The following is a 24,842-nucleotide window of genomic DNA, read 5'->3' as shown; positions in this document are numbered from 1 at the left end:
GTGCGCCCCCTTACTTCCAAATATTCCACGACGTCTGCATCCAGGCGGCGATGAACACCAGCCAGATCAGCGTGATCGGAATGAACACTTTCCAGCCCAGACGCATGATCTGGTCGTAACGGTAACGTGGGAACGTACCGCGCACCCAGATGAAGAACGTGACCAGGCAGAACGTTTTCAGGAACAGCCAGAAGAAGCCGACGAGGCCGCCAAGGGTGCCACCGAAATCGAGGAAGCCGAACGGCGCCGACCAACCGCCGAGGAAGAACAGCGAGGCCAGGCAGGCGATCAGGATCATGTTGCCGTACTCGGCCAGCATGAACATCGCGTACGACATGCCCGAGTACTCGACCATGTGACCGGCGACGATCTCGGACTCGCCTTCGATCACGTCGAACGGGTGACGGCCGCACTCGGCCAGGCCCGAAATCAGGTAGATCAGGAACAGCGGGAACAGCGGCAGCCAGTTCCACGACAGGAATTTCACGCCCCAGTCGGCGAACATGCCCATCTGCTGGCCGGCAACGATGGCCGACAGGTTCAGGCTGCCCGTCACCATCAGCACGACCACCAGCACGAAGCCCATCGGGATTTCGTACGAGATCATCTGTGCCGATGCGCGCATGGCGCCCATGAACGAGTACTTCGAGTTCGAGGCCCAGCCGGCGATGATGATGCCGTAGACCTCGACCGAGGTGATCGCCATCAGCAGCAGCACGCCGGCGTTCACGTCGGCCAGCGCAAATTGCGGGCCGAACGGAATGACCGACCAGGCAGCCAGTGCCGGCATGATCGTCATGACCGGACCGATCACGAACAGGCTTTTGCTCGCCTTGGCCGGAATCACGATCTCTTTGATCAGGAGCTTCAGGCCATCGGCCATCGGCTGCAGCAGGCCGCCAGGGCCGACGCGGTTCGGACCGACGCGGATCTGGATCCAGCCGATGAACTTGCGCTCCCACAGCGTGGCGTAGGCAATCGCGATCATCAGCGGTGCAACGACCGCGATGATCTTGATCAGGGTCCAGACAATTGGCCAGACCGGGCCGAGCAGGTCTGCACCGCCGGCGTTGAATGAATCAATGTAACCGGGCGCGGCCATTACTTGCTCTCCCCTGCTTTTGCAACTTGGATGGAACCGAACATGGCGCCCAGGGTCGCGACGGCCGGATGGCCGGCGGCGACACGGACCGCGTTCGACGGCAGGGTGACGTCAACGGCCGCCACCAGCACGGCCGAACCGGCGCCCTGGGTGACGGTGACGCTGTCGCCAGCCTTGACGCCGATCGATTCGGCAACCGCTTTCGACAGCGTCACCAGCGGCGCGTTGGCGTCGGCGGTGCGTTGCAGCGGTTCGGCGCGGCGCGCCAGCGCATCGGTGAAATACACCGGCACGTCGGTCACGCGCTCGAGCTGGCCGGCCGGGGCGTAGGCGCCGACGGTCGGGGCCAGCGCGGCCTTGTTGTTGAGTTTGTCCGACAGATCGGTGACGCCCTTGCCGAACAGCTCGTCGCGGATCGATTCCGACGTGTCGTAATCAAAACCTTGCAGGCCCAGCAGGTTGCCCAGCACGCGCAGTACTTTCCAGGCTGGACGGGTGTCGCCCAGTGGACGCACGGTGCCGTTGAAGCTCTGTGCGCGGCCTTCGCAATTGACGAACGTGCCCGAGGTTTCCGAGAACGGCGCGATCGGCAGCAGCACGTCGGCATAGTCCAGGCCATGCTTGAAGGCCGACATGGCCACGACCATCTCGGCGCCAGCCAGCGCAGCGGTGGCTTGCTGCGGGTTGGCGGCGTCCAGTTGCGGCTCGGCGTTCAGCAGCACGTAGGCTTTCTTTGGCGTGGCGAACGGTGCTTCGTTCTTGCCCGAGGTGGCGCCCACCAGGTGGCCACCAATGCTGTTGGCCGATTCGACCAGGTAGCCGAACGAACAACCGGTCTGCTCGGCGATCCACTGCGCGGCGGCGTGGATTTTCGATGCTTGCGGATGTTGCGCGGCAGCGTTACCCAGCAGGATCGCGCCTGGCAGGTCGACGTCGCCGACGACGACCAGCGAGGCGGCGATGGCTTTTGCGATGTCCGACGCTTCGATGTGCTCGAAGCCGGCTGGCACGGCGATGCTCTTGTCGGCCGCGATGGCGACGACGATTTCGGACAGCGCCACGAGCCAGTCGCTTGGCGCGGCGATCAGCTTGTGCGCGACCTTCATCAGCAGTTCATCATCCGCGCCGGCAACCAGCGACAGCCGCAGGCCCGACTTGGTGGCGGCGCGCAGGCGCGTCGTGACCAGCGGGTGATCCTTGCGCAGGAACGAGCCGATGACCAGCGCGCGCTTGAGCGTGCTCAGCTGGGCGATCGGCATGCCGAGCCATGGCGTGACCTGGCCGTCGAGCGAAAAATCGCTCTGGCGCAGGCGGAACTCGACGTTGTCCGAACCCAGGCCGCGCACGGCCTTGTTCAGCAGGTGCAGTTCTTCGACGGTCGAGTGCGCGGTAGCGACAGCGGCAATCGCGTCGGCGCCGTGTTCATGACGGATATTGCGCAGGCCGTGAGCGACGTACTCGAGGGCAGTTTGCCACTCGGCTTCCTGCCACATGCCGCCCTGCTTGATCATTGGCTTGGTCAGGCGGTCGGTGTTGTTCAGCGCTTCGTACGAGAAACGCTCCTTGTCCGACAACCAGCACTCGTTGACCGCTTCGTTTTCAAGTGGCAGCACGCGCATGACGCGACCGCCCTTGACCTGGACGATCAGGTTCGCGCCCAGCGAATCGTGCGGCGAGACTGACTTGCGGCGCTGCAGTTCCCACGGACGTGCGCTGTAGCGGAATGGCTTGCTGGTGAGCGCGCCGACCGGGCACAGGTCGATCATATTGCCCGACACTTCCGAGTCGACGGTCTTGCCGACAAAGGTCGTGATTTCGGAATGTTCGCCGCGGCCCAGCATGCCGAATTCCATGACGCCGGCAACCTCTTGGCCGAAGCGCACGCAACGGGTGCATTGGATGCAGCGCGACATCTCTTCCATCGAGATCAGGGGGCCCGCTTCTTTCGGGGCCACCACGCGCTTTTCTTCTTCGTAGCGCGAGCCGCTCTTGCCGTAGCCGACCGCCAGGTCTTGCAACTGGCACTCGCCGCCCTGGTCGCAGATCGGGCAATCGAGCGGGTGATTGATGAGCAAAAATTCCATCACCGACTTCTGGGCCTGCACGGCCTTGTCGCTGTGGCTGCGCACGATCATGCCAGGCGAGACCGGGGTCGCGCATGCTGGCAGCGGCTTCGGCGCCTTTTCCACTTCGACGAGACACATGCGGCAGTTCGCAGCGATCGACAATTTCTTGTGATAGCAGAAGTGCGGAATGTACGTACCGAGCTTGTTTGCGGCGTCCATCACCATTGAACCTGGTGGGACTTCAACTTTCTTGCCGTCTAATTCGATTTCAACCATGGGATCGTTACCTGACCTGGTTTAAAGGTATGAGGGCACGAGGCAGTGCTTGTGCTCAATGTGATATTCAAATTCTTCGCGGAAGTGCTTGATCATGGCCTGCACCGGCATCGCCGCCGCATCGCCGAGCGCGCAAATCGTGCGGCCCTTGATGTTGTCAGCGATGTTGTTCAGCAGATCCATGTCGTCCGGTCGGCCCTGGCCATGCTCGATGCGGTGCACCATGCGGTACATCCAGCCCGTGCCTTCGCGGCATGGCGTGCACTGGCCGCACGATTCTTCATAGTAGAAGTACGACAGGCGCAGCAGCGACTTGACCATGCAGCGCGTCTCGTCCATCACGATCACGGCGCCCGAACCCAGCATCGAGCCGGCTTTCGCGATCGAATCGTAGTCGAGGTCGGTTTGCATCATCTGCTCGCCCGGCACCACTGGCGCCGACGAACCGCCTGGAATCACGGCCTTGATCTTCTTGCCACCGCGCATGCCACCCGCCAGTTCCATCAGGGTCGCAAATGGCGTACCCAGCGGGACTTCGTAGTTGCCAGGCCGCTCGACGTCGCCCGAGATCGAGAAGATCTTGGTGCCGCCGTTGTTCGGCTTGCCCAGCGCCATGTAGTTCTCGGCGCCGATGTTCAGGATGAACGGCACCGCAGCGAAGGTCTCGGTATTGTTGATCGTCGTTGGCTTGCCGTACAGGCCGAACGAGGCCGGGAACGGCGGCTTGAAGCGCGGCTGGCCCTTCTTGCCTTCGAGCGACTCGAGCAGCGCGGTTTCTTCGCCGCAGATATAGGCGCCGTAACCGTGGTGCGCGTGCAGCTGGAACGAGAACGTGCTGCCCAGGATATTGTCACCCAAGAAGCCTGCGGCGCGCGCTTCTTCCAGCGCTTCTTCAAAGCGCAGGTAATCCTCGAAGATCTCGCCGTGGATGTAGTTGTAGCCCACGGTGATGCCCATCGCGTAGGCGCCGATGGCCATGCCTTCGATCAGCGCATGCGGGTTGTAGCGGATGATGTCGCGGTCCTTGAACGTGCCCGGCTCGCCTTCGTCGGTATTGCAGACGAGGTATTTCTGGCCCGGGAACTGGCGCGGCATGAAGCTCCACTTCAGGCCGGTCGGGAAACCGGCGCCGCCGCGGCCGCGCAGACCCGACGCCTTCATGTCGGCGATGATCTGCTCGGGCGTGATCTTTTCTTCGATGATGCGACGCAGCGCCGAGTAACCACCACGGTTGACGTAGTCGTTCAGGTGCCAGTTGGAACCGTTCAGATCCTTCAGGATCAGCGGCTTGATGTGACGATCGTGCAGGCTGGTCATTTGTTCAGTTCCTCAAGCAGGGCGTCGATCTTGGCGTCGCTCATGAACGAACACATGCGGTGATTGTTCACCAGCATGACCGGTGCATCGCCGCAAGCGCCCATGCACTCGCCTTCCATCAGCGTGAACTTGCCGTCCGCCGTGGTGTCACGGAAGTCGATGTTCAGGGCATCCTTGATGCGCTGGGCCGCGCGTTCGCCACCCGACAACGCGCATGGCAGGTTGGTGCACACGGTGATCTTGTGCTGGCCAACCGGCTTCACGTTGAACATATTGTAGAAAGTCGCGACTTCTTGCACGGCGATGGCCGGCATGCCGATGTAGTCGGCCAGCTCTTGCATCGTCTCTGGCGACAGCCAGCCCAGTTCGACCTGGGCGTGCGCCAGCGACGCCATCACGGCCGACTGGCGTTGATCGGCTGGGTACTTGGCCAGCTCGCGATCGATTTTTTGGTAACACTGCGGGGATAACATGGTCTCTTCCACCCTTTACTATCGATCGATACTACCGAACACGATGTCTTGCGTGCCGATGATGGCCACCGCGTCGGCGATCATGTGTCCGCGCGCCATTTCGTCGAGGCTCTGCAGGTGGACATAGTCCGGCGTGCGGATTTTCAGGCGGTATGGCTTGTTGGCGCCGTCGGAGACGATATAGATGCCGAACTCGCCCTTCGGATGTTCGACCGCGGCGTACGCCTCGCCCTCGGGGACGTGGAAGCCTTCGGTGAACAGCTTGAAGTGGTGAATCAGCGATTCCATATTGGACTTCATGTCCATCCGGTTCGGCGGCGCAATCTTGTTGTTGTCGATCATGACCGGGCCCGGGTTCGCGCGCAGCCAGGTGATGCATTGCTTGATGATGCGGTTCGACTGGCGCATCTCTTCCACACGCACCAGGTAGCGGTCGTACGAGTCGCCGTTGGTGCCCACAGGAATATCGAATTCGACCTTGTCGTACGCTGCGTACGGCTGGGTCTTGCGCAGATCCCAGGCGATGCCCGAGCCGCGCAGCATGGCGCCGGTAAAACCCATCGCTTTCGCGTCTTCTGGCGAGACCACACCGATGCCGACCGTACGCTGCTTCCAGATACGGTTATCGGTCAGCAGGGTTTCGTACTCGTCGACATAGCCGTCGAAGCGCTTCGTGAACGCGTCGAGGAAGTCGAGCACCGAGCCCTGGCGGTGTTCGTTCAGCGCGTCGATCGCCTTGGCGCTGCGGATTGGCGACGCCTTGTGCTGTGGCATCGTGTCTGGCAGGTCGCGGTACACGCCGCCCGGGCGGTAGTAGGCCGCGTGCATGCGCGCGCCCGATACCGCTTCATAGACGTCGAACAGGTCTTCGCGGTCGCGGAAGCAATACAGGAACGGGCCCATGGCGCCGATGTCGAGCGCGTGCGCGCCGAGCCACATCAGGTGGTTCAGGATGCGGGTGATTTCGTCGAACATCGTGCGGATGTACTGGGCGCGGATCGGCGCCTGGATACCCAGCAGCTTCTCGATGGCCATCACATAGCCGTGCTCGTTGCACATCATCGACACGTAGTCGAGGCGGTCCATGTACGGAACCGACTGGAGATAGGTGCGCGTTTCTGCCAGCTTCTCGGTTCCACGGTGCAGCAGGCCGATGTGCGGGTCGGCGCGCTGGATCACCTCGCCGTCGAGTTCGAGCACGAGGCGCAACACACCGTGCGCTGCCGGGTGCTGCGGACCAAAGTTCAGGGTGTAGTTCTTAAGCTCAGCCATTATTTCGTCCCGTAGGTCTCTTCGCGAATCACGCGGGGAATGTTCTCGCGCGGTTCGATCGTGACGGGTTGGTAGATCACGCGTTTCTGCTCGGGGTCGTAGCGCATTTCGACATAGCCCGAGACCGGGAAGTCCTTGCGGAACGGGTGGCCGATGAAACCGTAGTCGGTGAGGATGCGGCGCAGGTCGCCGTGACCGTCGAACAGGATGCCGAACAGGTCGAACGCTTCGCGCTCGAACCAGTTGGCGGCGCGCCAGATCGCCGTGATCGATTCGACCAGCGGCATGTCGTCGTCCGGGCAGAACACCCGCACGCGCACGCGCCAGTTGTGGGCAAGCGAGAGCAGGTGCACGACGACCGCAAAACGCGGGCCTTCGTAGGTGCCTTCGCCATATTCCGAATAGTCGACGCCGCACAGGTCGATCATCTGCTCAAAGGCCAGCGCCGGCGTATCACGCAAGGCGGTCATCGAGCGGAGGTAATCGGCGGCCTTGACCACCACCGTGACTTCACCCAGCGCCGCCGAAATGACAGCGCCCTCGCCCAGGGCAGTCTGCAGGGCGAGTTGAAGGGTTTCGAGTTTTGTCGTCATGGAGTACGCCGTCCGTTTTTAGCGCGCGATGGTATTGGTGCGCTTGATCTTGTTCTGGAGCTGCATGATGCCGTACAGCAGAGCTTCGGCGGTCGGTGGACAGCCTGGCACGTACACATCGACCGGAACGATGCGATCGCAGCCACGCACTACCGAATACGAATAATGGTAGTAGCCGCCACCGTTGGCACAGGAGCCCATCGAGATGACCCAGCGCGGTTCGGCCATCTGGTCGTAGACCTTGCGCAGCGCCGGCGCCATCTTGTTGCACAGCGTGCCGGCCACGATCATCACGTCCGACTGGCGTGGCGACGGGCGGAACACGATGCCGAAGCGATCCATGTCGTAGCGGGCCGCGCCCACGTGCATCATCTCGACCGCGCAGCAGGCCAGGCCGAACGTCATCGGGAACATCGACCCGGTGCGCGCCCAGTTGACCAGCTTATCGGCTGTGGTGGTGATGAAACCTTCGTTTAGTACGCCTTCAATAGCCATGGCTTATTCCCAATCAAGGGCACCTTTCTTCCAGATGTACCAGAAGCCCACGACGAATTCGGCGATGAACACCATCATCGTGACGAAACCGGTGAAGCCCAGTTCGCGCATGGAGACGCCCCATGGGAAGAAGAATGCCGTTTCAAGATCAAACAAAATAAACAGGATCGCGACCAGGTAGTACCGGACGTCGAACTTCATGCGCGCGTCTTCGAAGGCTTCGAAGCCGCATTCATACGGGGACAGTTTGGCGTCGTCGGGCTTGTGCGGCCCGAGCAGGCGACCGAGCACCTGCGGGGCGACACCGACACCGATGCCAACCAGGATAAAGAGAAGAACGGGGAGATAATTTTCGAGGTTCACGATGAAGCTTTCTGAACGATCGGTTAATGGAACGCTGCGGAAGATGCAGCACCGAATCGTGCGAACCTGGCGTGAAGCCTGCCACCAGGACCGTACGACAGATCCTCGTAAAAAAGCCAGCTCAGGCATGAGGTAAAAAACTCGTGCGCCCTTGCTGGCTTTTCTTTCTAAATTTTGGTGCCGACGGCGAGACTCGAACTCGCACAGCTTGCGCCACTACCCCCTCAAGATAGCGTGTCTACCAATTTCACCACGTCGGCTGGAGAACAGTATTTTAACCTGCTTTAGCACTATCTTTCAATGCTCAAATTGCGCAATCACAAAGATATTTGCTATTTATTTGAATCATATCGCCGAACAATCTATTGCAGGCTCTTTTAATGACATGAGCATGACAATTTTCACTGGGACACAACCGTCAATATTGCAAGCTTGCACGTGCCGGCTGTCTAACCCCGTCACGCGCCGCAGTATTCTACGCCTAAAAACGACAATGCGCCCGATAAAAGGCGCATTGTTTTAGAACGACAGTGGCGCGCATGGCGCCGGGACTGCGTGGCTTAGTTGCTTGCTGGCGCCGGGGCGGCCGGTGCTGGCACGGCTGGCGCCGGCGCCGGGGCGGCCGGGGTTGCACTGCCGGCTGGCAGCGTTGGCACATCGGCTGGCGCAGTCTGCGCAGGGGCGGTGACCGGAATACCGGCTGCTGGCGCCTGGGCACGACCCATTACGCCGGCGTTGTCGCCGCTGCTGCGGTCGTTGCCGATATAGGCCAGCGTCAGGGTGGTGCCGAAGAACACGGCGGCGGCCACTGCCGTTGCCTTGGACATGAAGTTCGACGAACCCGATGCACCGAACAGGCTGCCCGACGCGCCGGAACCGAAGGCCGCACCCATATCCGCGCCCTTGCCGTGCTGCATCAGCACCAGGCCAATAATGGACAGGGCCGAGATAACCTGCACGACGATAATAAGATTAGACCAGATCATTGCAATTCCATTCCAAGGTTTAACAGCGTTTCAAATTTTTTGTAATTCCAAAATCTTCGCAAAATTAATGCGGGAGATTTAATACTATTGCGTACCTTATTGCGCACCGCATTGCTCAACTCAGGCAGCGCGGATAATGCCCAGGAAATCCGCCGCCTTCAGTGCCGCGCCGCCGATCAGGCCGCCATCGATATCCGGTTGCGCGAGCAGTTCGGCTGCATTCTCCGGCTTCATGCTGCCGCCGTAAAGGATTTGTACGGTTTCCGCTGCATCGACGTTGCACTTGCGCACCAGCGCCCGCAGGTTGGCGTGGACTTCTTGCGCCATCTCGGGCGTGGCGGTCTTGCCGGTGCCGATCGCCCAGACTGGCTCGTAAGCGAGCACCAGGCGTGAGACATCTTCAAAGCCCACCAGTTCCAGCACTGCGTGCAACTGGCCGCCCACGATATCGTTGGTCTCGCCCGCTTCACGCTGCGCCAGCGTTTCGCCGACGCAGACGATCGGGGTCAGGCCGGCGTCCAGCGCCGCTTTCGCCTTGCGCGCCACCACCTCGTTCGACTCGCCATGGTAGCCGCGGCGCTCGGAGTGGCCGACGATCACGTAACGGCAGCCGAAATCTTGCAGCATCGACACGCACACTTCGCCGGTAAAGGCGCCGCACGGCTCGGTCGCGACATCCTGCGCGCCCCAGGCCACCGGGCTGCCGCCCAGCAACTGCTCGCACTGGAACAGGTACGGCGCGGGGACGCACACCGCGCACGCCGCCTGACCTTCAGCGCCAGCGCCGGTGTCCAGGCCTGCGAGAATTGCCTGCAGCAGCTCGGCGTTGACTGCCCGGCTGCCATTCATCTTCCAGTTACCTACTACGAGTGTGGGACGCATACTACCCCATGTCAAATAACCCGCTATTCTAGCGGTCGGGTTTGAGGCGGTCAAACAATGGCTGAGGATGTCAACCGGCTTGAAACCGCCCGTGGAAGCGCCACCCGGGCTGAGTCAGCCGGGGTGGCGCGCCGTTGTTTTTATGTTGCAAAGATCAGTCGGCCAGCACTTGCAGCACGATCTTGCCCACGTGCGTGCTTGATTCCATCATCGCGTGCGCCGCGGCGGCCTCGGCCAGCGGGAACACATGGTGGATCACCGGCTTGATCTTTTTCTGCGCAAACAGCGGCCAGACCTGCTCGCGCAACTGGCGCGCAATGGCCGCCTTGAACGCCACCGGCCGTGGACGCAGCGTCGAACCGGTAACCGTCAGGCGGCGGCGCAGCACCTGGCCCATGTCCAGGTTGGCCTTGGCGCCACCGAGCAGTGCGATCACGACCAGGCGGCCATCGTCGGCCAGGCAATCGATCTCGCGCGCGACGTAGTCGCCCGCCACCATGTCGAGGATCACATCGACACCTTTGCCGTTGGTAAGTTCCTTGACCACGGCAACAAAATCCTCGTCGCGGTAATTGATGCCGCGCTCGGCGCCCAGCGCTTCGACGGCGCGGCATTTGTCGTCACTGCCTGCCGTTGCGAACACGCGGTGGCCCAGCGCGGTGGCGACCTGGATCGCGGTCACGCCGATGCCCGAGCTGCCGCCCTGCACCAGCAGGCTTTCGCCGTCACGCAGGCGCGCCCGGTCGAACACATTGCTCCAGACCGTGAAATAGGTTTCCGGCAAGGTGGCCGCCTCCAGCGGGGTCAACCCGTCTGGAACCGGCAGGCACTGCGCGACCGGCGCCGTGCAGTATTCGGCGTAGCCGCCGCCCTGCACCAGCGCGCAGACGAGGTCGCCTTTGGCAAAACCGCTGCCGGCCAGGTCGCCATCGACAATCTCGCCGGCCACTTCCAGGCCCGGCAAGTCGGATGCGCCCGGCGGGACCGGGTATTTACCCAGGCGCTGCAGCACGTCGGGGCGGTTGATGCCGGCCGCATGGACCTTGATCAGCACTTCGCCGCTGCCCGGCACCGGCAGTGGCCGTTCACACAGTTGCAATACGTCGGGCTGACCCGGCCTGGTAATCTCGATGGCGCGCATGGATGACTCCCGCATTAGCAAAACCGCAATTGTACGGGAGTCGGCGCCAGCCTGCCGACGCAGCACGAGCGCTACGAGTACGTCGTGACGGTCACGCCCTGCTCGACCGCGTCGAGCGCCTGGCGCGCCATCGTGCGGATGCCGTCGTAGCTGCGCGCGGCGGCGATGAAGCGGCCCGTGTGGCAGAACACGGCGTCCTGCACGCCCGTCACGGTGGCCAGGTCGGCTTCGCGCAGGCCGGCCCAGGTTTCGGGCAGGTCGGCGCGCGCATCGAAGCTTTCGGTGTCGACCGACACTGTGTGCAGGATGTAGCGGTTCTCGGTCAGGCTGTGGCTGATGACGAACAGGATCTTCGGCATTTCCTTGCGCACGATGCTGCTCCATGGCAGCGCGGCATTCTTCAGGAACAGCAGCTTGCCGCCCTCGAGCACCTCGGCCTGGCGCACTTGCGTGACGGCCAGCATGGCGCCGACGCGGTAGCGCACGGCATTGCCCATGATGTCAGTAAGAAACTCCACAGCGCGCATGAATTGCCCCATGCGGTACACGTCGACCGCTTCGCCATAGCCCAGGCGCTGCTCGTCCAGCCAGCCCGGGTTGAAGCCCGAGACCACGGCCGACAAGCCATAGCTGCCCGGCGCGTTCTTGGCCACGCCGACGTCCGACAGATCGAGGTACTGCACGATATCGACGTCGATGGCGTAGGCGATCTGCTGGGCGGTATCGTCCGACAGCGTCTCGCCCGTATGCCGGATAGCCAGTGCGGCGACGCAGCGGGCGCCGTAGTCGCGCCACACGAGGCCGGCGCTGGCGTACGGCACGCCGGACGCGCGGGCGCCATTGAATTCCTTTTGGTGGTGGTCGAACCGGCCCGTGGCCGGGTCCCAGACCCCGCCGACGTCGATGGCGAAGTCGGCGGCATCGATCCTGGCCTGTTCGCGGGTGCGAATCACGTCGGCATCGGGGAACAGCACCTTCAGGACGGCGACGGCCCACGCGTCATCCGCGTGGAATTTGCCGCCGTGAGTGGCAATCAACATACAAGCTCCAAATTGCCGCAACGCCGCGATGCAGGCCGGCGCGCGAGTGAGTCAAAGCCGAAGCCTACCACGCGAGCGCACGTCAGCGCGCCCGGCCGGCTTCGCCACGATCGGCGGCGCGGCGTCCGGCGGCGGCCGCGCGCTCGCCCAGGGCCCGCGCCAGCTTCTTGTGGCGGCGCGCGAAAAACAGCTTCACGAGATAGCGTACGAGGGGCGTGGCCAGGCGCGGCGTGAAGGCCAGGTGGTCGGTGACGCGGGCGCCCCGGCCGTCGGTCGACGGCGTGATCACGCGCTCATGGCGCCAGGAATGCATCGACAGCAGATCGGATTCCTCGACAAAGCGGTGACCCGGTTCCATCTCGGTAAAGCGCAGCCTGGACATATCGATTGGAAACAGGCCGAACAGCAGGAACTGGCATCGGCCCAGGACCGTGTTGCGTGCCGTGTCGGGGCGAATATGCGTCATCGACCTGGGAAACACGACCTTGAGCAGTGGGCGCATTTCGGTGCGCACGCCGTCGAGCGAGGTCGACCAGGCCCAGGCTTCGCCGGTCGAGACCGGCACGTGGGTCCTCAGCGTCAGGATTACCTGTGCCATTGCGGATCCCTTGAAATGGTCTTTCGTCATCATGGACCGCCCTGGCCTTCGGCTCAGTTCGCCAGTCCGCATAGCCGGCATCGTCGGCAAATTCGCGTCGGAACGTCGCACCGCCTGTGAATTGCGCGAAAACGAGGGGCACCATGCTACGATGAATCACATCTTTTTTCCGTCAAGCCATGGAAGACGCGCTCAGCAAGCCCAAGTTGTACATCGCACAAGCCGCGCTGACCTGGATCGCGATAGGCACCGCCGCGCTGTCAGTATTGGGGTATCTGCTGGCCGAAGACCGCTTGTTCGCCCCGTTTCCCGGCTGGCAAGGCGTGTCGATCCTGACCGCGCTGGGTCTGTTTTGTCTGGCTGCGCCGCGCTGGCGCGGTGCCCCGCCCGCGCAGGCGAGATTGCCTGCCATTCTTGCCGTGGCGACCTTACTGCTGGCGAGCGTCATCCTGCTCAGCCACTTCATCTATCTGGCCGACATCGTCAGCCCCTGGTTCGCGTACACGCTGCTCGACCTGCCTGAAAACCTCAGCGGCCGCACGTCGATCGCCACCGCCCTGTCACTGGCGGCGTTGAGCTGCGCCGTGCTGGCCACGCGCTCGGGCTCGAGCCGCGCCGTGACCATCATCGAAACCACGTCGAATGCGGCGCTGCTCCTGGGCGGCACCGCGTTGCTCGGCTATATGTACCGGATTTCCGACCTGTACGGCGTGTACCTGTTCAACACGATGTCGCTGCAGACCGCCCTGTCCGTGACCAGCCTGGCCATCGCCTTCCTGATCGCAGAACCGGCAACGCGCCTCGGCATGACGCTGCGTTCGCCGTTCATCGGCGTGGCGCAGTCGCGGCGCCTGCTGGCGTTGACGGCGCTGCCGGTGGTGCTGGGCTGGGTGCTGGTGCATCACGTTTTCGCCGACAGCGCGGGCATCGGGGCGGCGCTGGCCATTCTCGTGATCGCCACCTGCGTGCCGATGGTGTACCTGGTGCTCGAGAATGCCCGCACCGCCGACCAGCTCGCGCGCGAGCAGATCGCCCAGCGCGACAACGAGGGCCAACTGGCGCTGCGGATGCACCGCCAGTTGGCCGAGCAGTCGAACGAGCTGGCGCGGCACCACCGGGTGCAGGTCGAATCGCTGGCCACGGCCGAGCGCGCCAAGCGCTACGAAGTCATCGCGCAACTTACCGGCACCATCGCGCACGACTTCAACAACCTGTTGATGGTCATTGGCGGCAGCGCCCAGTTGCTCAAGCTGCGCATGCGCGGCGAACCGGCGACAGCGCCGCTGGTCGACAAGATCGCGTCGACCGTCATGGGCGCGGCCAGGTTGACGGCGCAGCTGGCCGCGTTTTCACGCACCCAGCGGCTGCAGACCGAGCCGGTGCATCTGGATACCGTCGTGCGCGCCGCCCTGGCCGAACTGCACGAGCATTTGCCTTCACAACTGAACCTGGTACTGGCACTGAACGCCGGGACCGGCACGGTGCTGAGCGACCCTGGCCAGCTGCAACTGGCCTTTGTGCACCTGATCCGCAATGCGGTCGAGGCCACGCCCCAATACGGCACCGTGAAGATCACGACGGCGCTCCATGGCGCCGCCGGCGACAGCGGGCACGTCACCGTGCACGTCATCGACAATGGCAGCGGCATGTCGGTTGAAACGCTCGACAGCGCGCTCGAGCCGTTCTTCACGACCAAGAAGGGGCAGCATCCGGGGCTGGGCCTGGCGCAGGTCAATTCGGTCGTGCAGCAGGCCAGCGGAACGCTGCACCTGACCTCGTCACCCCAGGCCGGCACGACGGTCGAACTGTGCATGCCCTGCACCGCCACCGAACGGCGCGGCGCCACCCGGCCGGGCCAGAGCCTGGCGCCGGCCAAGGCCGCAGGCAACAAGCGCCTGCTCGTCATCGACGACGACGACGAGGTGCGCGCCGTGATCGTCGAACTGCTGCGGCACATGGATTACGACGTCAGCGAAGCGAGCGACGGCGAGCACGGCCTCGACCTGCTCGACAAGGTCGATCCGGCGCTGGCGATCATCGACTACCTGATGCCGGGCATGAACGGCGCCGAGGTCGCGCGCAAGGCGCGCCAGCGCGCACCTGGCTTGCCGATCATCTTCATCAGCGGCTATGCCGACTCGAGCGCGATCGACCTGATTCCGCACAGCCGCCTGCTGCGCAAGCCGGTGGTGCTCACCGAGCTCGAACAGACGGTGTCGCGCGCGCTGGTGGATTGACGCGGCGCCTGCTGTATCAGGCGTCGCCGCCCGTCTTCGACGTCGTCGGCAGCGGCGTACCCGGCTTCCAGGTACGCGACAGCGCCTGCGCTTCCTCGATCTGCTCCTGCGTCATGCGCTTGGCGATGGCGGCGCGCTGGTCGACCGCGTTGCGGTTGCCGCCGGCCGCGGCCAGGTTGTAGAGCATATACGCGAGCACGACATCCTGCGGCACGCCGGCCACGTGGTAGCGGTACATCAGCCCCAGCGCATTCTGGGCTTCGGCATGGCCCTGCTCGGCCGCCTTGCGGAACCAGGTCACGGCGTGCTTCTGGTCTTGCGGCACCGAGTTGCCGGTGTAATACATCGCGCCGACCACATACTGCGCGTCGGCCTTGCCCTGCACCGCCGCCTTCTGGTGCCAGGCGAACGCCTGCTTGTAGTCGCGCGTGACGCCCCGGCCCATGTAGTACATGAGCCCCAGCAAATGTTGCGCTTCGGCGTGGCCGGCCTTGGCCAGCGGCGTGATTTCCTTCAGCGCAAGCGCATAGTTGCGGGCGTTGTAGGCGCTGGCGCCCTCGGGGAACCCGGCGTGGGCGCTGCCGTGCAGGCCGAACTGCAGGCACAACGCCAGGAGAACTGCAAACAATGGTGTCTTCATGTCTCGCACACAGAATCGGGGTCGTTGCCGATGCCGCCGGGATGGCCCCGGCCGGCGTGGTTGTCGCGCGTCCGTCATTTCCAGTTGACCTTGCCCAGGCCGTCCAGCGCCACCTTGCGGTTGACCGGCTTGCCCAGCACCGTTACCGAGCCCATGCCCGACAGCGATACGTTGATGCTCTGGCGCACATTGACGGTGGCGTTGCCCAGCCCCGACAGATCGAGCGCCACCGAATCGACCACGCAGCCCTGCGCGTCGAGCCCGCCCAACCCACCCAGCTCGGCCTTGAGGCGCTTGCTGCGCCCGTTCAGTGTCACGAAGCCGGCGCCGCCCAGGTTCAGGTCGATCCCTTCGCTGTCGATGCCGTTGATCTTGAGGTTGCCCACGCCGCCCAGGCTGGCCGTGATGAAGCGGTAATTCGATGATGATACCGACATCGAGCCGGCACCATCCAGATTGATATCGAGTGTCTCGCCGGCAAAGCCGCTGACCGTGGTGGCGCCGATGCTTTCGGACGCCACCGCATGCAGGTTCGGCAGCACCAGTTCGGCCTGGATGCCGGTCGGGCCGCCGAAACTGAAGCTGGCCCGGCGCCCTTCCGTCTCGATGCTGAGCGTGTCACCGCGTTGGGACGTCGTGGTGCGCGACAGCAAGCGCGGGTCGCCCCTGAGCACCAGCGTCGCCGTCGCGCCCTGGCGGATGACCAGGTTGCCGGCCCCTTCGAGCTTGACGCGCACGACTTGCGCATCGATCGGACGCGACTCGCTGACCGTGTCCGGCGCAGCCTGCACGAAGCCGGCCGTCGCGCCCAACAAGGCAGCCGCAGCGCCCAGCTTGAAAAGGTAAGTCATCGAGGTTCTCCAGTGTGTGCTTGCCCGGGCCAGCGCCAAGACTTGTCATGATGAAACTATAACGCGAAAATCAAGGCCTCCCCGCCGCCGATGCGATGAACTGCAGAATTCGCCGTCCGAGCTGCGCTGGGGCGGGGGTTGACGGTGCATGCCGTCGGCATGACATCCCGATGTCATGCGCTTGAACAATAAAAACCTTATTTAAAAGCATGCCATTGCGCTAAGATGTTTCGCCGGTGGCCCGGGCGCCACCGCTGTATCTTCATCCATCTTGCGATCCTATCCGAGGTCTCCATGCGCATGCGCCACACCCCTGTCCTGCTGGCCGGACTCACCCTGTCGATGTCGGCATTTGCCGCACCGACCGACGGGTGGACCCTGCCGGTCACCACCAAGAAACTCGATAACGGCCTGACCGTGATCGTGTCGGAAGACCGCACCTCGCCGACGGTCGGCGTCTCGGTCGTCTACCACGTCGGCATGCGGCTCGAGCCGAAGAACCGCACGGGCTTTGCGCACCTGTTCGAACACCTGATGTTCCAGGGCACGCCGAACGCGCCGAAGGGCATTTTCGATACCACGATCACGGGCGGCGGCGGCTGGAACAACGGCTCGACCCGCCCCGACTTCACCAACTACATCGAGACCGTCCCGGTATCGAGCCTCGAGCCGATCCTGTGGCTGGAAGCCGACCGCATGAAGACGCTCGACTTCAGCCCGGCCACGCTGAAGAACCAGCAAGACGTCGTCAAGGAAGAAATCCGCGTCAACGTGAAGAACCAGCCGTACGGCGGCTTCATGTGGATCGACATCAGCCAGCACGCGTTCCAGAAATGGGAAAACAACCACGACGGCTATGGCAGCTTCGAAGACCTGGAAAACGCCAGCCTGGACGATGTGCGCGCGTTCCACCGCGATTACTACGGCCCGAACAACGCCGTGCTGGCCATCGCCGGCGACATCACGCCGCAGCAAGGTTTCGCGCTAGCCCAGAAATACTTCGGCGCCATCCCCGCGCGCCAGGTACCGAAAGGCACCGACTTCAGCGAGCCGCTCAACACCGTCGAAAAACGCCTCGAGCAAAGCGATGCGCTGGCCCAGGTGCCGGCCATCGCCGCAGCCTGGAAAGTGCCCGAACGCGGCAGCCGCGACCAGGCGCCGGTGGCCGTGCTGGCCGAGTTGCTGGGCGGTGGCGATGCGTCGCTGTTCTACCAGGGGCTGGTGAAAGGCCGCGAGATCGCGCTGAACGTCGACATCCTGTTCGGCCTGACCAGCCCGTGGGAATACAACGGCCCGACCCTGATGACCGTCTACGCGCTCTACAAGCCCAACAGCAGCTCGGACGCCATCCTCAAGGCCATGGACGAAGAGATTGCCAAGGTCGCGAAAGACGGCGTCGATGACGCCACGCTCAAGCGCGTCAAGACGCGCATGCTGGCCGACTGGAACAACAAGTTGGAAAGCTTCGTCAACCGCGCCGACACGATGGCCAAGATGCAAGTGCTGTGGGGCGACGCCAATGTCGTCAACAAGATTCCGGGCTGGATCGATGGCGTGACGTCAAACGACATCCAGCGCGTGGTCAAGACCTATCTGGTGCCGACGAACCGCACCGTCATCGACCGCAAGCCGGCTGCCATGATCGAGGCCGCCAAGAAAACCGCCGCCACTGCCACCACCAACGCGCCTGCCGGCGCGACTAACTAAGGAGCGCATCATGAACAAATTGATGCTCGCGCTTGCCGTCTCGCTGGCGTTCGCGCCAACATTGCATGCACAACCCAAGGCCCCGAGCGGCATGCCCGCCTATGGCCAGGAAAAATCGATTCCCGCCCCGAAGATCGGCAAGCAGACGCTGCCCAATGGCCTCACGGTCTGGGTCGTGCCGCGCGAAGGCTTGCCGCGCGTGGACTTCGTGCTGGCCCTGCGCGGCGCCGGTTTCGCTGCCGATGCACCAGCCCAGAGCGGCTTTGCCGCCATGCTCGCCGGCATGCTCAACGAGGGCACGGCCAAGCGCGATTCGCGTGCGATTGCCGAAGCGGCGCAAGGCATGGGCGGCGAAGTGGCTGCCAGCCCGGCCGCCGACGGCATCGTCGTATCGGCCAACGCCGTCGCCTCGCAGGCGGGCGGCATGCTGAACCTGATGGCCGAGATCGCCCGCCAGCCGTCGTTCCCCGACAGCGAAGTGACGCTGGCCAAGGCCAATGCACTGCAATCGCTGCGCGTGGCCGAAACCCAGCCGGGCTTTCGCGCCGAGCGCGCGATCAAGAAGGCGGTCTACCTCGACCATCCATACAGCCGCACCGACCCGACCGTGGAGTCGATCAATGCCGTAACCGCCGACATGCTGCGCACCGAACACGCCAGGCGCTTCCGGCCCGACCGCGCGCTCCTGGTCATCACCGGCCGCATCAGCGAAGCCGATGCGATGAAGCTGGCGCAGGCCGCGTTCGGCGACTGGAAAGCCAGCGGCAGTGCGCTGCCGGACACGCCGGCCGTGGCCACGGGCGTGAAGCCAGCCCGCATCCTGCTCAAGCGCGACGGCAGCGTGCAGTCGACGCTGCGCCTGGGCAGCCCCGGCATCGCGGCCAGCGCCGCCGACCAGATCCCGCTGCGCCTGACCAGCACCATCATCGGCGGCGGCTTCTCGAGCCGGATCAACACCAACCTGCGCGAAGAAAAAGGCTACACCTACGGCGCCTCGGCCGGGGCGCGCATGAGCCGCACGGGCGGCATGATATTCGGCGGCGCCGACGTGCGCAATGAGGTGACGGGCGCGTCCCTGGCCGAGTACTTCAAGGAGTACAAGCGCCTGGGGAGTGAATTGGTCACCCCTGCCGAAATGGACATGAACAAGCGCTATGTCGCCGGCGGCTACCTGCTCAGCAACCAGCTGCAGCGTTCGGTGGCCAACACGCTGGCCGCCAATTGGCTGGTGGGCCTGCCGCCCGAATTCCTGGGCGACTACGTGCCGCTGATCCGCAAGGTCACGCCGCAGCAGGTGCGCACCGTGGCGCAGAAGTATTTTGCGCCCGAGAAGCAATCGATCGTGATCGTGGGCGATCCGGCCAAACTCGATGAGCAGCTGAAGCCGTATGGCGAGTTCACGGTGACGGACAAGTAACGCGTTCGTCAGGCGATTGCCCGGCCTTGCCGAAAGCCCCGCGCAGTCTGCGGGGCTTTTTCATGGGCGCTACCTACATTTTGAACATGGTTAAACCTGACCCACCAGTGCATGGCTTCGTCAACATAATTATTTCAACATCATTACAACAAGAAAGTATTTACTTGCTTTCAATATCGATACGGCAATAATATCGATGCGCTCGCATTGCATTATTGGCATCGTGAAAATCGGTGTGCAACGCATCGCTGGCAGCCAGACAAGCCCGGAAGACACATCAACGCTTACGACAACGACAATACGCCACCAGTCGCGAAAGGACTACGCATGAGAACGAAGCCTTCGAGCTTGCCGCACCACGGCAAGCCACGCCAGTCGCACGCAGCACCACGGATGAAAGGATCGCTCGCGCTGTGCATCGCGCTGGCGCTGGCGGCGGCCACGCCCGCCGTGCACGCGGCGCAGGTCGGCCCGGTCCACGTGCAGAACCAGCGCGCGGCGGCCTTCTGGCAAGACGTGACGGTGGCGGCCCCTTCCGCGACCGCCCGTACTGCCACCAGCGGCAAGACCCCGGCCCTGCAACTGCGCCGCGTGCGCGCCGCCACGCTCGATCTGGCCGGCATGCGGGCCATCGCCCTGGAAGCGCCGATGGCGCGCAGCGGCAGCCCCATGTCGAGCAGCCTGACCATTTCGCTGCCCCACCCCGACGGCGGCTACCAGCGGTTCGCGCTGGAAGAAGCGCCCGTCATGGAACTGGGTCTGGCGGCCAAGCACCCCGACATCAAGACCTATCGCGGCAAGGGCATCGACGATCCGCGCGCCACGCTGCGCATGGACATCACCAGCCTTGGCCTGCACGCCTCGGTGCGCTCGCCGGGCGGCGGCTGGTATGTCGACCCGTACTATCGCGATGACACAAGCGTCTACGCCAGCTACAACCGCGCCGACCTGGTCAATCCGCGCGGCCCGCTGATCGAAGGCGTCATCGATCAACCGCAGCTGAGCTTGTCACGCTCGTTCTACAAGGAAGGCGATACGGTCGAGATCAACGGCGCCGGCTTCACCCCGGGCGCGTCGGTGACCCTGAACGTTGCCGCCGATGGCGACAGCGCCGCACTGCACAGCGTCACCGCCACCGCCGACCGGAGCGGTGCGATCCGCGCGACGCTGCCGTCAGGCGCGTCACGCCAGGGGGCGTTCGACGTCACCGCCACCGACGGGCGCAACACCACCAGCGCGCCCTACCGCGTCGTGGATGACAGCATGTCGGCCAACGCCGTCGTCGGCGCCGCGCTGCGCACCTACCGTCTGGCACTGGTCACCGATCCGAGCTATGCGACGTACTTCGGCGCCGCCAACGTCACGGCGGCCAAGGTCACACTGATCAACCGCGTCACCCAGGTCTACGAAGACGAAACCTCGATCAGCCTGGTGCTGATCGACGGCACCGACGCCCTCAACCTGAACACGCCGGCCGAGATGACCGGCGCCAACGGCCCCTGCGGCGGCGCGGCCTGCTACACCACCGCCCAGGCATCGAGCTGCGGCGGCGGCACCTTGTCGCGCAACCGCGTCGTCACCGGCCTCCTCGTGGGCGCCAGCGCCTTCGACGTGGGCCACATCGCCCTCGGCCTGAACGGCGGCGGCGTCGCCAGCCTTGGCGTGGTGGGCACCTCGGCCAAGGCGCAGGGTTGCACCGGCCTGCCGACACCGGTCGGCGACTTCTTCGCCGTCGACTACGTGGCGCACGAACTGGGCCACCAGTTCGCCGGCAACCACACGTTCAATGGCGTCACCAGCAACTGCAGTGGCGGCAATCGCAGCGCCACGACCTCGGTCGAGCCGGGCAGCGGCTCGTCGATCATGGCCTACGCCGGCATTTGCGGTACCGACAACCTGCAGCCGCACAGCGATCCGTACTGGTCGCAACGCAGCTTTGACGAGATCGTCGCCTATACCTCGGGCGCCGAATCGAACCTGAGCGAAGTGCAGATGGGCGCGCTGACCGGCTTCACGGTCGACGGCCAGCAATTCCAGCTCGGCTTCAATGGCAACCTGTCAGCCCCGATCGTACGCGGCGTCAACTACAGCGCGACAGGCATCAAGGCGGCGATCGAAGCCATTTCCGGCTGGCCAGCCGGCGGCATTGTGACGGTCTCGGCCGTGACTGACACTGCCTTCACCGTGACGTTCGGCGGCACGCTCGCCGGCACGGATGTGTCTTCGCTGGTGCTCTCGGGCAGCAGTGGCGGCAGCACTGGCTTCATCGGTGAAATCACCCGCGGCGGCCTGACCTCGCGCGGCGGCGCCGTTACCGGCACGGCCAATACGGCGCCGGCCGTCACCGTGGCCCCGACCTTCACGATCCCGGTGCGCACGCCATTTGCCCTGACTGGCAGCGCCGTCGATGGCGACGATGACACCATCACGTACATGTGGGAGCAGAACGACCGCGGCGGCAGCACCGGCACCGGCCTGCCGAATAATGTCAAGACCAACGGTCCGCTGTTCCGCCAGTTCGGCACGCGCGCCCTGGTCACGTCCACCGGTACGATCGAGTATGAATCGCCTGGCGAAAACCAGGTCACGACCGACCCGACCCGCGTGTTCCCGGACATGGCGCAGATCCTGGCCAACAACACCAACGCGGCCACCGGCGCCTGCCCGACGGCCAGCTCGCCGCTGACAGCCGAGCAGATCGACTGCTACTCGGAGTTCCTGCCAACGCCTGCCTACGTGGGCCTGGCCGGCGTCAACGCCGCGCCGGCGTCGCTGAACTTCAAGCTGACGGCGCGCGACGGCCGTGGCGGCGTCAACAGCGCCACCACGACCCTGGTGCTGGCGCCAGCAGCCGGTCCGTTCCTGGTCACGTCACCCAACACGGCGGCCACCGTGAATACCGGCAGCCCGCAAACCGTGACCTGGAGCGTGGCGAACACGAACGTGGCGCCGGTGAACGCGGCCAATGTGAAGATCACGCTGTCGACGGACGGCGGCGCAACCTGGCCGACCGTCCTGGCCGAGAGCGTGCCGAACTCGGGCAGCGCGATCGTCACCTTCCCGGTAGTAGCCTCGACCCAGGCACGGGTCAAGATCGAAGCGGTGGGCAATGTGTTCTTCGACGTTTCGGACGCCAACTTCACGCTGGCGAACGTGCCGGTCGCAGGCGACGTGACCGGCGACGGCGTGATCGATTGCGCCGACGTGGCGGCGGTGCGCGCAGCGCTGAACAAGCGCACCGGCCAGGCCGGGTTCGATCCGCGCGCCGACGTGATTGCCGATGGCATCGTCAATATCCGCGACCTGAACTTCGTGACCCAGCGCGTGCCAGCCGGCACCGTCTGCAACTGATCTGACCGGCTGGCCGGATGACGCTATCCAGCCAGCCTCAACCTGTTACCGCATCGTCAACCAAGGATCACACCATGAGCAAATGGAAGCACTTTATCGCCGCCGTCCTGTTGGGCGCCAGCACGCAAGCCTGGGCCGACCCCATTCTGTCGATCAGCACCGGACCGGCCGCGCAGGTCGGCAGCACGGTGACTTATAACATCGAGATCGACGATATCGCGGATCTGTCCGCGTACCAGTTCTCGCTCAATTACGATGCGCGCTACCTGCGCGCAGTGAGCGTGACCGAAGGCGGCTTCCTGGCCACCGCAGGAACCACCTACGGGGGCGTGCTCGGCGTCGGCGAGCCGGCGGGATTGATCGATTTCGTCTACAACAGCCTGATTGGCGACGTGCCGGGCGCCTCCGGCAGCGGCCTGCTTGCCAGCATCACCTTCGAAGCGATCGGTGTGGGCACGTCGGCGCTGTCGTTCTTCGACATCATCTTCCTTGACAGCCAATTCAACGATATCGCCGGCCTGACCGCCCTGGGCGGCGAAGGCGTCGTGATCGCCGAGCCGGGCGGCCCGGTCGATGTGCCGGAACCGGCCAGCTACCTGCTGTTCGGCGCCGGCCTGCTGGGCGCCGCCGCACTGCGCCGCCGCATCGGCGCACGCGTGTAATCCAGGCGCCGGCACGTTTGAGAGCAAAACAGGCCTGCACGCGGTGCAGGCCTGTCTGTTCATGCCAGTGCTTCCTTGGCCGCCTCTTCAGGCGTGAGCGAGTCGTAGAACTGGTCGGTGAACCATTCGATCTCTTCCTCGATATGGTCTTGCGCCTGCCGCACGGTAGCGCCGCCCGCGACTAAAAACCCCTCGACCTCGATACACCAGTTGATGAACGCCAGCGTTTCTTCGTCGAGTTCTTCTTCCTTCTTGGCCATGGCAAATCCCCAGTATGACGTTAGCGCCGATCAGCGCGATCGGCGTCGGCATGATTTTACCGTAGCCGGTCAGCGCCCGGTGGCCACTTCCGGCATCAGCCGGTTCATGACACTGTAGTTAATCGCCGTCCACCATTCGGATCCTTCACCCGTCAGCGCCGCTTCGGATTGCGCGATCGCCGCATGGTCGCTGCTGACCAGGTAATCCTCGACATCGTTCAACGACGCGAACGACAGGATCGAGACTGCGTCGATCTTGCTGCCTTCAGGGTCCTTCTGGGTCGAGCCGATATTGAGCAGCACCGCGTAGCGCCGCACCAGCTCGCTCGTCGCGGGCTGGGCCATTACCAGCGGCGCGTGCTCGTCCAGCAGGCGGCGCTGGAAATCTTCGCGCGACAAGCCGGGCGCGCGCATGTGGATCTTGACCAGGCTGATCGGGTCGCGGTGGCGCGCGCTCGGGATCAGGATGTATTCGCGCGTGATTTCTCGCGTGACCATGCGAAACGCCACCTGCTCGTCGGCGATGATCCGCTCGGCGAACTTTTCCTGGCTCAGCGTGCGCTCGATATCGTCCTGTTCGGCATACGTGATGTAGGCCAGGCCGTCCCAGCGCGGCCGCACGTACGGCGGCACGTGTTTTTCCGGGTCGGCCGGCAGCTTGCCGTCGGCGCCGATCATCGCGCGGTATGGCGGCGGAAAGAACGACGACGGGCCCGACGCGATGCGGTGCACCTGGTCGTAGCGCAGCACGCGCTCGGATGAACTGCCCGGCTCGTCCCACGCGAATTTGGGGCCGTGCACCTTGCGCCAGTATTCATCCCAATGCTCGAACGCCAGGTTTTGATTGCCTTCCAGCGCCAGCGCGCCGGGCCGCCAGTTCGGCAGGTGCACCTCGTTGCCGTGCTTGCTCTTCGATGCGCCGGCGTCTTGCGGGCGTTCGCTGCGCGGTGTGCTGTCGACGCGGCTGACAAAGGTCGCCGTGACGATCAGCGGGTGGGAAATCGGGGCCCGGGTCGGCCCCATCGGCGGACGCTGCAGGTTGTCGCTACGGTCGAAATCAATGGTCATGATGGTCCTTATTTGATCGTACGTGGACAAAAGATGGTGGATTCG

The 24,842-nt window shown here is 64.1% G+C and carries 22 protein-coding genes and 1 tRNA gene; 5 read left to right on the top strand and 18 right to left on the bottom strand.

Annotated elements, in window-relative coordinates; all coding sequences use genetic code 11:
* Positions 1-10: 10 nt before the first annotated feature.
* From nuoH to AB2N08_RS20430, 14 genes are all read right to left on the bottom strand, one after another.
* Positions 11-1,102, bottom strand: coding sequence for an NADH-quinone oxidoreductase subunit NuoH (gene nuoH / locus AB2N08_RS20495; RefSeq protein ID WP_367612753.1), 1,092 nt, complete (start codon positions 1,100-1,102; stop codon positions 11-13).
* Entirely contained in the window at positions 1,102-3,444 is a 2,343-nt protein-coding gene (gene nuoG, locus AB2N08_RS20490; protein ID WP_367612752.1) for an NADH-quinone oxidoreductase subunit NuoG, read from the bottom strand. Before nuoG ends, nuoH begins: the two co-directional genes overlap by 1 nt.
* A 21-nt stretch (positions 3,445-3,465) precedes the next feature.
* Positions 3,466-4,761 carry an NADH-quinone oxidoreductase subunit NuoF gene (gene nuoF, locus AB2N08_RS20485; RefSeq protein ID WP_367612751.1) on the bottom strand — a complete coding sequence of 432 codons (1,296 nt, stop codon included), beginning with the start codon at positions 4,759-4,761 and terminating at the stop codon, positions 3,466-3,468.
* The gene (nuoE, locus tag AB2N08_RS20480) at positions 4,758-5,234 is read right to left on the bottom strand and encodes an NADH-quinone oxidoreductase subunit NuoE (RefSeq protein ID WP_367612750.1); all 477 of its coding nucleotides are present in this window, start codon (positions 5,232-5,234) and stop codon (positions 4,758-4,760) included. The genes nuoF and nuoE overlap by 4 nt, the downstream gene beginning before the upstream one ends.
* Positions 5,235-5,252: 18 nt before the next feature.
* Positions 5,253-6,506 carry an NADH-quinone oxidoreductase subunit D gene (locus tag AB2N08_RS20475; protein WP_367612749.1) on the bottom strand — a complete coding sequence of 418 codons (1,254 nt, stop codon included), beginning with the start codon at positions 6,504-6,506 and terminating at the stop codon, positions 5,253-5,255.
* On the bottom strand, positions 6,506-7,099 hold the full coding sequence (locus AB2N08_RS20470; protein WP_367612748.1) for an NADH-quinone oxidoreductase subunit C: 594 nt from the start codon (positions 7,097-7,099) through the stop codon (positions 6,506-6,508). The genes AB2N08_RS20475 and AB2N08_RS20470 overlap by 1 nt, the downstream gene beginning before the upstream one ends.
* A gap of 18 nt (positions 7,100-7,117) precedes the next feature.
* Complete coding sequence (locus AB2N08_RS20465; RefSeq protein WP_147933132.1) at positions 7,118-7,594, bottom strand: NuoB/complex I 20 kDa subunit family protein; 477 nt, start codon at positions 7,592-7,594, stop codon at positions 7,118-7,120.
* Between the two features lie 3 nt (positions 7,595-7,597).
* A complete protein-coding gene (locus AB2N08_RS20460) occupies positions 7,598-7,957 on the bottom strand; it encodes an NADH-quinone oxidoreductase subunit A (RefSeq protein ID WP_367612767.1) in 360 nt (119 codons plus the stop codon).
* Between the two features lie 175 nt (positions 7,958-8,132).
* Positions 8,133-8,217: transfer RNA gene (locus AB2N08_RS20455), tRNA-Leu, on the bottom strand.
* Positions 8,218-8,517: 300 nt separating this feature from the next.
* A complete protein-coding gene (gene secG / locus AB2N08_RS20450; protein WP_367612747.1) occupies positions 8,518-8,943 on the bottom strand; it encodes a preprotein translocase subunit SecG in 426 nt (141 codons plus the stop codon).
* Positions 8,944-9,063: 120 nt separating this feature from the next.
* Positions 9,064-9,825: a triose-phosphate isomerase gene (tpiA, locus tag AB2N08_RS20445; RefSeq protein WP_367612746.1), complete on the bottom strand. Its 762-nt coding sequence runs from the start codon at positions 9,823-9,825 to the stop codon at positions 9,064-9,066.
* 154 nt (positions 9,826-9,979) lie between these two features.
* Positions 9,980-10,966 (bottom strand): NAD(P)H-quinone oxidoreductase, encoded by a 987-nt coding sequence (locus AB2N08_RS20440; protein ID WP_367612745.1) that lies wholly within the window; start codon positions 10,964-10,966, stop codon positions 9,980-9,982.
* Positions 10,967-11,037: 71 nt separating this feature from the next.
* Entirely contained in the window at positions 11,038-12,006 is a 969-nt protein-coding gene (locus tag AB2N08_RS20435) for an MYG1 family protein (RefSeq protein ID WP_367612744.1), read from the bottom strand.
* An 82-nt stretch (positions 12,007-12,088) separates the two neighbouring features.
* Positions 12,089-12,604, bottom strand: coding sequence for a hypothetical protein (locus AB2N08_RS20430; protein ID WP_367612743.1), 516 nt, complete (start codon positions 12,602-12,604; stop codon positions 12,089-12,091).
* Positions 12,605-12,783: 179 nt separating this feature from the next.
* Here AB2N08_RS20430 and AB2N08_RS20425 point away from each other — a divergent pair, with 179 nt between their 5' ends.
* Positions 12,784-14,841 carry an ATP-binding protein gene (locus AB2N08_RS20425; RefSeq protein ID WP_367612742.1) on the top strand — a complete coding sequence of 686 codons (2,058 nt, stop codon included), beginning with the start codon at positions 12,784-12,786 and terminating at the stop codon, positions 14,839-14,841.
* A 16-nt stretch (positions 14,842-14,857) separates the two neighbouring features.
* Here AB2N08_RS20425 and AB2N08_RS20420 read toward each other — a convergent pair whose 3' ends face one another.
* Both AB2N08_RS20420 and AB2N08_RS20415 read right to left on the bottom strand, forming a co-directional pair.
* Positions 14,858-15,469 carry a tetratricopeptide repeat protein gene (locus AB2N08_RS20420; RefSeq protein ID WP_367612741.1) on the bottom strand — a complete coding sequence of 204 codons (612 nt, stop codon included), beginning with the start codon at positions 15,467-15,469 and terminating at the stop codon, positions 14,858-14,860.
* Positions 15,470-15,555: 86 nt separating this feature from the next.
* Positions 15,556-16,332, bottom strand: a complete 777-nt coding sequence (locus tag AB2N08_RS20415) for a GIN domain-containing protein (RefSeq protein ID WP_367612740.1) — start codon at positions 16,330-16,332, stop codon at positions 15,556-15,558.
* Positions 16,333-16,626: 294 nt separating this feature from the next.
* Here AB2N08_RS20415 and AB2N08_RS20410 point away from each other — a divergent pair, with 294 nt between their 5' ends.
* The 4 genes from AB2N08_RS20410 to AB2N08_RS20395 all read left to right on the top strand — a co-directional run bounded on the left by AB2N08_RS20410 (position 16,627) and on the right by AB2N08_RS20395 (position 23,469).
* Positions 16,627-18,039 (top strand): M16 family metallopeptidase, encoded by a 1,413-nt coding sequence (locus AB2N08_RS20410; protein ID WP_367612739.1) that lies wholly within the window; start codon positions 16,627-16,629, stop codon positions 18,037-18,039.
* Positions 18,040-18,049: 10 nt separating this feature from the next.
* Complete coding sequence (locus tag AB2N08_RS20405; protein ID WP_367612738.1) at positions 18,050-19,456, top strand: M16 family metallopeptidase; 1,407 nt, start codon at positions 18,050-18,052, stop codon at positions 19,454-19,456.
* Positions 19,457-19,783: 327 nt separating this feature from the next.
* The gene (locus AB2N08_RS20400) at positions 19,784-22,807 is read left to right on the top strand and encodes a M12 family metallo-peptidase (RefSeq protein ID WP_367612737.1); all 3,024 of its coding nucleotides are present in this window, start codon (positions 19,784-19,786) and stop codon (positions 22,805-22,807) included.
* Positions 22,808-22,881: 74 nt separating this feature from the next.
* A complete protein-coding gene (locus AB2N08_RS20395) occupies positions 22,882-23,469 on the top strand; it encodes a cohesin domain-containing protein (RefSeq protein WP_367612736.1) in 588 nt (195 codons plus the stop codon).
* A 59-nt stretch (positions 23,470-23,528) separates the two neighbouring features.
* Here AB2N08_RS20395 and AB2N08_RS20390 read toward each other — a convergent pair whose 3' ends face one another.
* Positions 23,529-23,729: a hypothetical protein gene (locus tag AB2N08_RS20390; protein ID WP_367612735.1), complete on the bottom strand. Its 201-nt coding sequence runs from the start codon at positions 23,727-23,729 to the stop codon at positions 23,529-23,531.
* A 69-nt stretch (positions 23,730-23,798) separates the two neighbouring features.
* The gene (locus AB2N08_RS20385) at positions 23,799-24,797 is read right to left on the bottom strand and encodes an EthD domain-containing protein (RefSeq protein ID WP_367612734.1); all 999 of its coding nucleotides are present in this window, start codon (positions 24,795-24,797) and stop codon (positions 23,799-23,801) included.
* Between the last annotated feature and the right edge of the window lie 45 nt (positions 24,798-24,842).

The sequence above is a fragment of the Massilia aurea genome (genome assembly GCF_040790145.1).
In the GTDB taxonomy this organism is placed as follows: domain Bacteria; phylum Pseudomonadota; class Gammaproteobacteria; order Burkholderiales; family Burkholderiaceae_D; genus Telluria; species Telluria aurea_C.
This window is presented reverse-complemented; position numbering and strand designations above follow the sequence as displayed.

Coding starts and splice junctions, on each gene's coding strand:
- nuoH (WP_367612753.1), bottom strand. CDS start 1,102: ATGGCCGCGCCCGGTTACATTGATTCATTCAACGCCGGCGGTGCAGAC.
- nuoG (WP_367612752.1), bottom strand. CDS start 3,444: ATGGTTGAAATCGAATTAGACGGCAAGAAAGTTGAAGTCCCACCAGGT.
- nuoF (WP_367612751.1), bottom strand. CDS start 4,761: ATGACCAGCCTGCACGATCGTCACATCAAGCCGCTGATCCTGAAGGAT.
- nuoE (WP_367612750.1), bottom strand. CDS start 5,234: ATGTTATCCCCGCAGTGTTACCAAAAAATCGATCGCGAGCTGGCCAAG.
- AB2N08_RS20475 (WP_367612749.1), bottom strand. CDS start 6,506: ATGGCTGAGCTTAAGAACTACACCCTGAACTTTGGTCCGCAGCACCCG.
- AB2N08_RS20470 (WP_367612748.1), bottom strand. CDS start 7,099: ATGACGACAAAACTCGAAACCCTTCAACTCGCCCTGCAGACTGCCCTG.
- AB2N08_RS20465 (WP_147933132.1), bottom strand. CDS start 7,594: ATGGCTATTGAAGGCGTACTAAACGAAGGTTTCATCACCACCACAGCC.
- secG (WP_367612747.1), bottom strand. CDS start 8,943: ATGATCTGGTCTAATCTTATTATCGTCGTGCAGGTTATCTCGGCCCTG.
- tpiA (WP_367612746.1), bottom strand. CDS start 9,825: ATGCGTCCCACACTCGTAGTAGGTAACTGGAAGATGAATGGCAGCCGG.
- AB2N08_RS20440 (WP_367612745.1), bottom strand. CDS start 10,966: ATGCGCGCCATCGAGATTACCAGGCCGGGTCAGCCCGACGTATTGCAA.
- AB2N08_RS20435 (WP_367612744.1), bottom strand. CDS start 12,006: ATGTTGATTGCCACTCACGGCGGCAAATTCCACGCGGATGACGCGTGG.
- AB2N08_RS20430 (WP_367612743.1), bottom strand. CDS start 12,604: ATGGCACAGGTAATCCTGACGCTGAGGACCCACGTGCCGGTCTCGACC.
- AB2N08_RS20425 (WP_367612742.1), top strand. CDS start 12,784: ATGGAAGACGCGCTCAGCAAGCCCAAGTTGTACATCGCACAAGCCGCG.
- AB2N08_RS20415 (WP_367612740.1), bottom strand. CDS start 16,332: ATGACTTACCTTTTCAAGCTGGGCGCTGCGGCTGCCTTGTTGGGCGCG.
- AB2N08_RS20410 (WP_367612739.1), top strand. CDS start 16,627: ATGCGCATGCGCCACACCCCTGTCCTGCTGGCCGGACTCACCCTGTCG.
- AB2N08_RS20405 (WP_367612738.1), top strand. CDS start 18,050: ATGAACAAATTGATGCTCGCGCTTGCCGTCTCGCTGGCGTTCGCGCCA.
- AB2N08_RS20400 (WP_367612737.1), top strand. CDS start 19,784: ATGAGAACGAAGCCTTCGAGCTTGCCGCACCACGGCAAGCCACGCCAG.
- AB2N08_RS20395 (WP_367612736.1), top strand. CDS start 22,882: ATGAGCAAATGGAAGCACTTTATCGCCGCCGTCCTGTTGGGCGCCAGC.
- AB2N08_RS20390 (WP_367612735.1), bottom strand. CDS start 23,729: ATGGCCAAGAAGGAAGAAGAACTCGACGAAGAAACGCTGGCGTTCATC.
- AB2N08_RS20385 (WP_367612734.1), bottom strand. CDS start 24,797: ATGACCATTGATTTCGACCGTAGCGACAACCTGCAGCGTCCGCCGATG.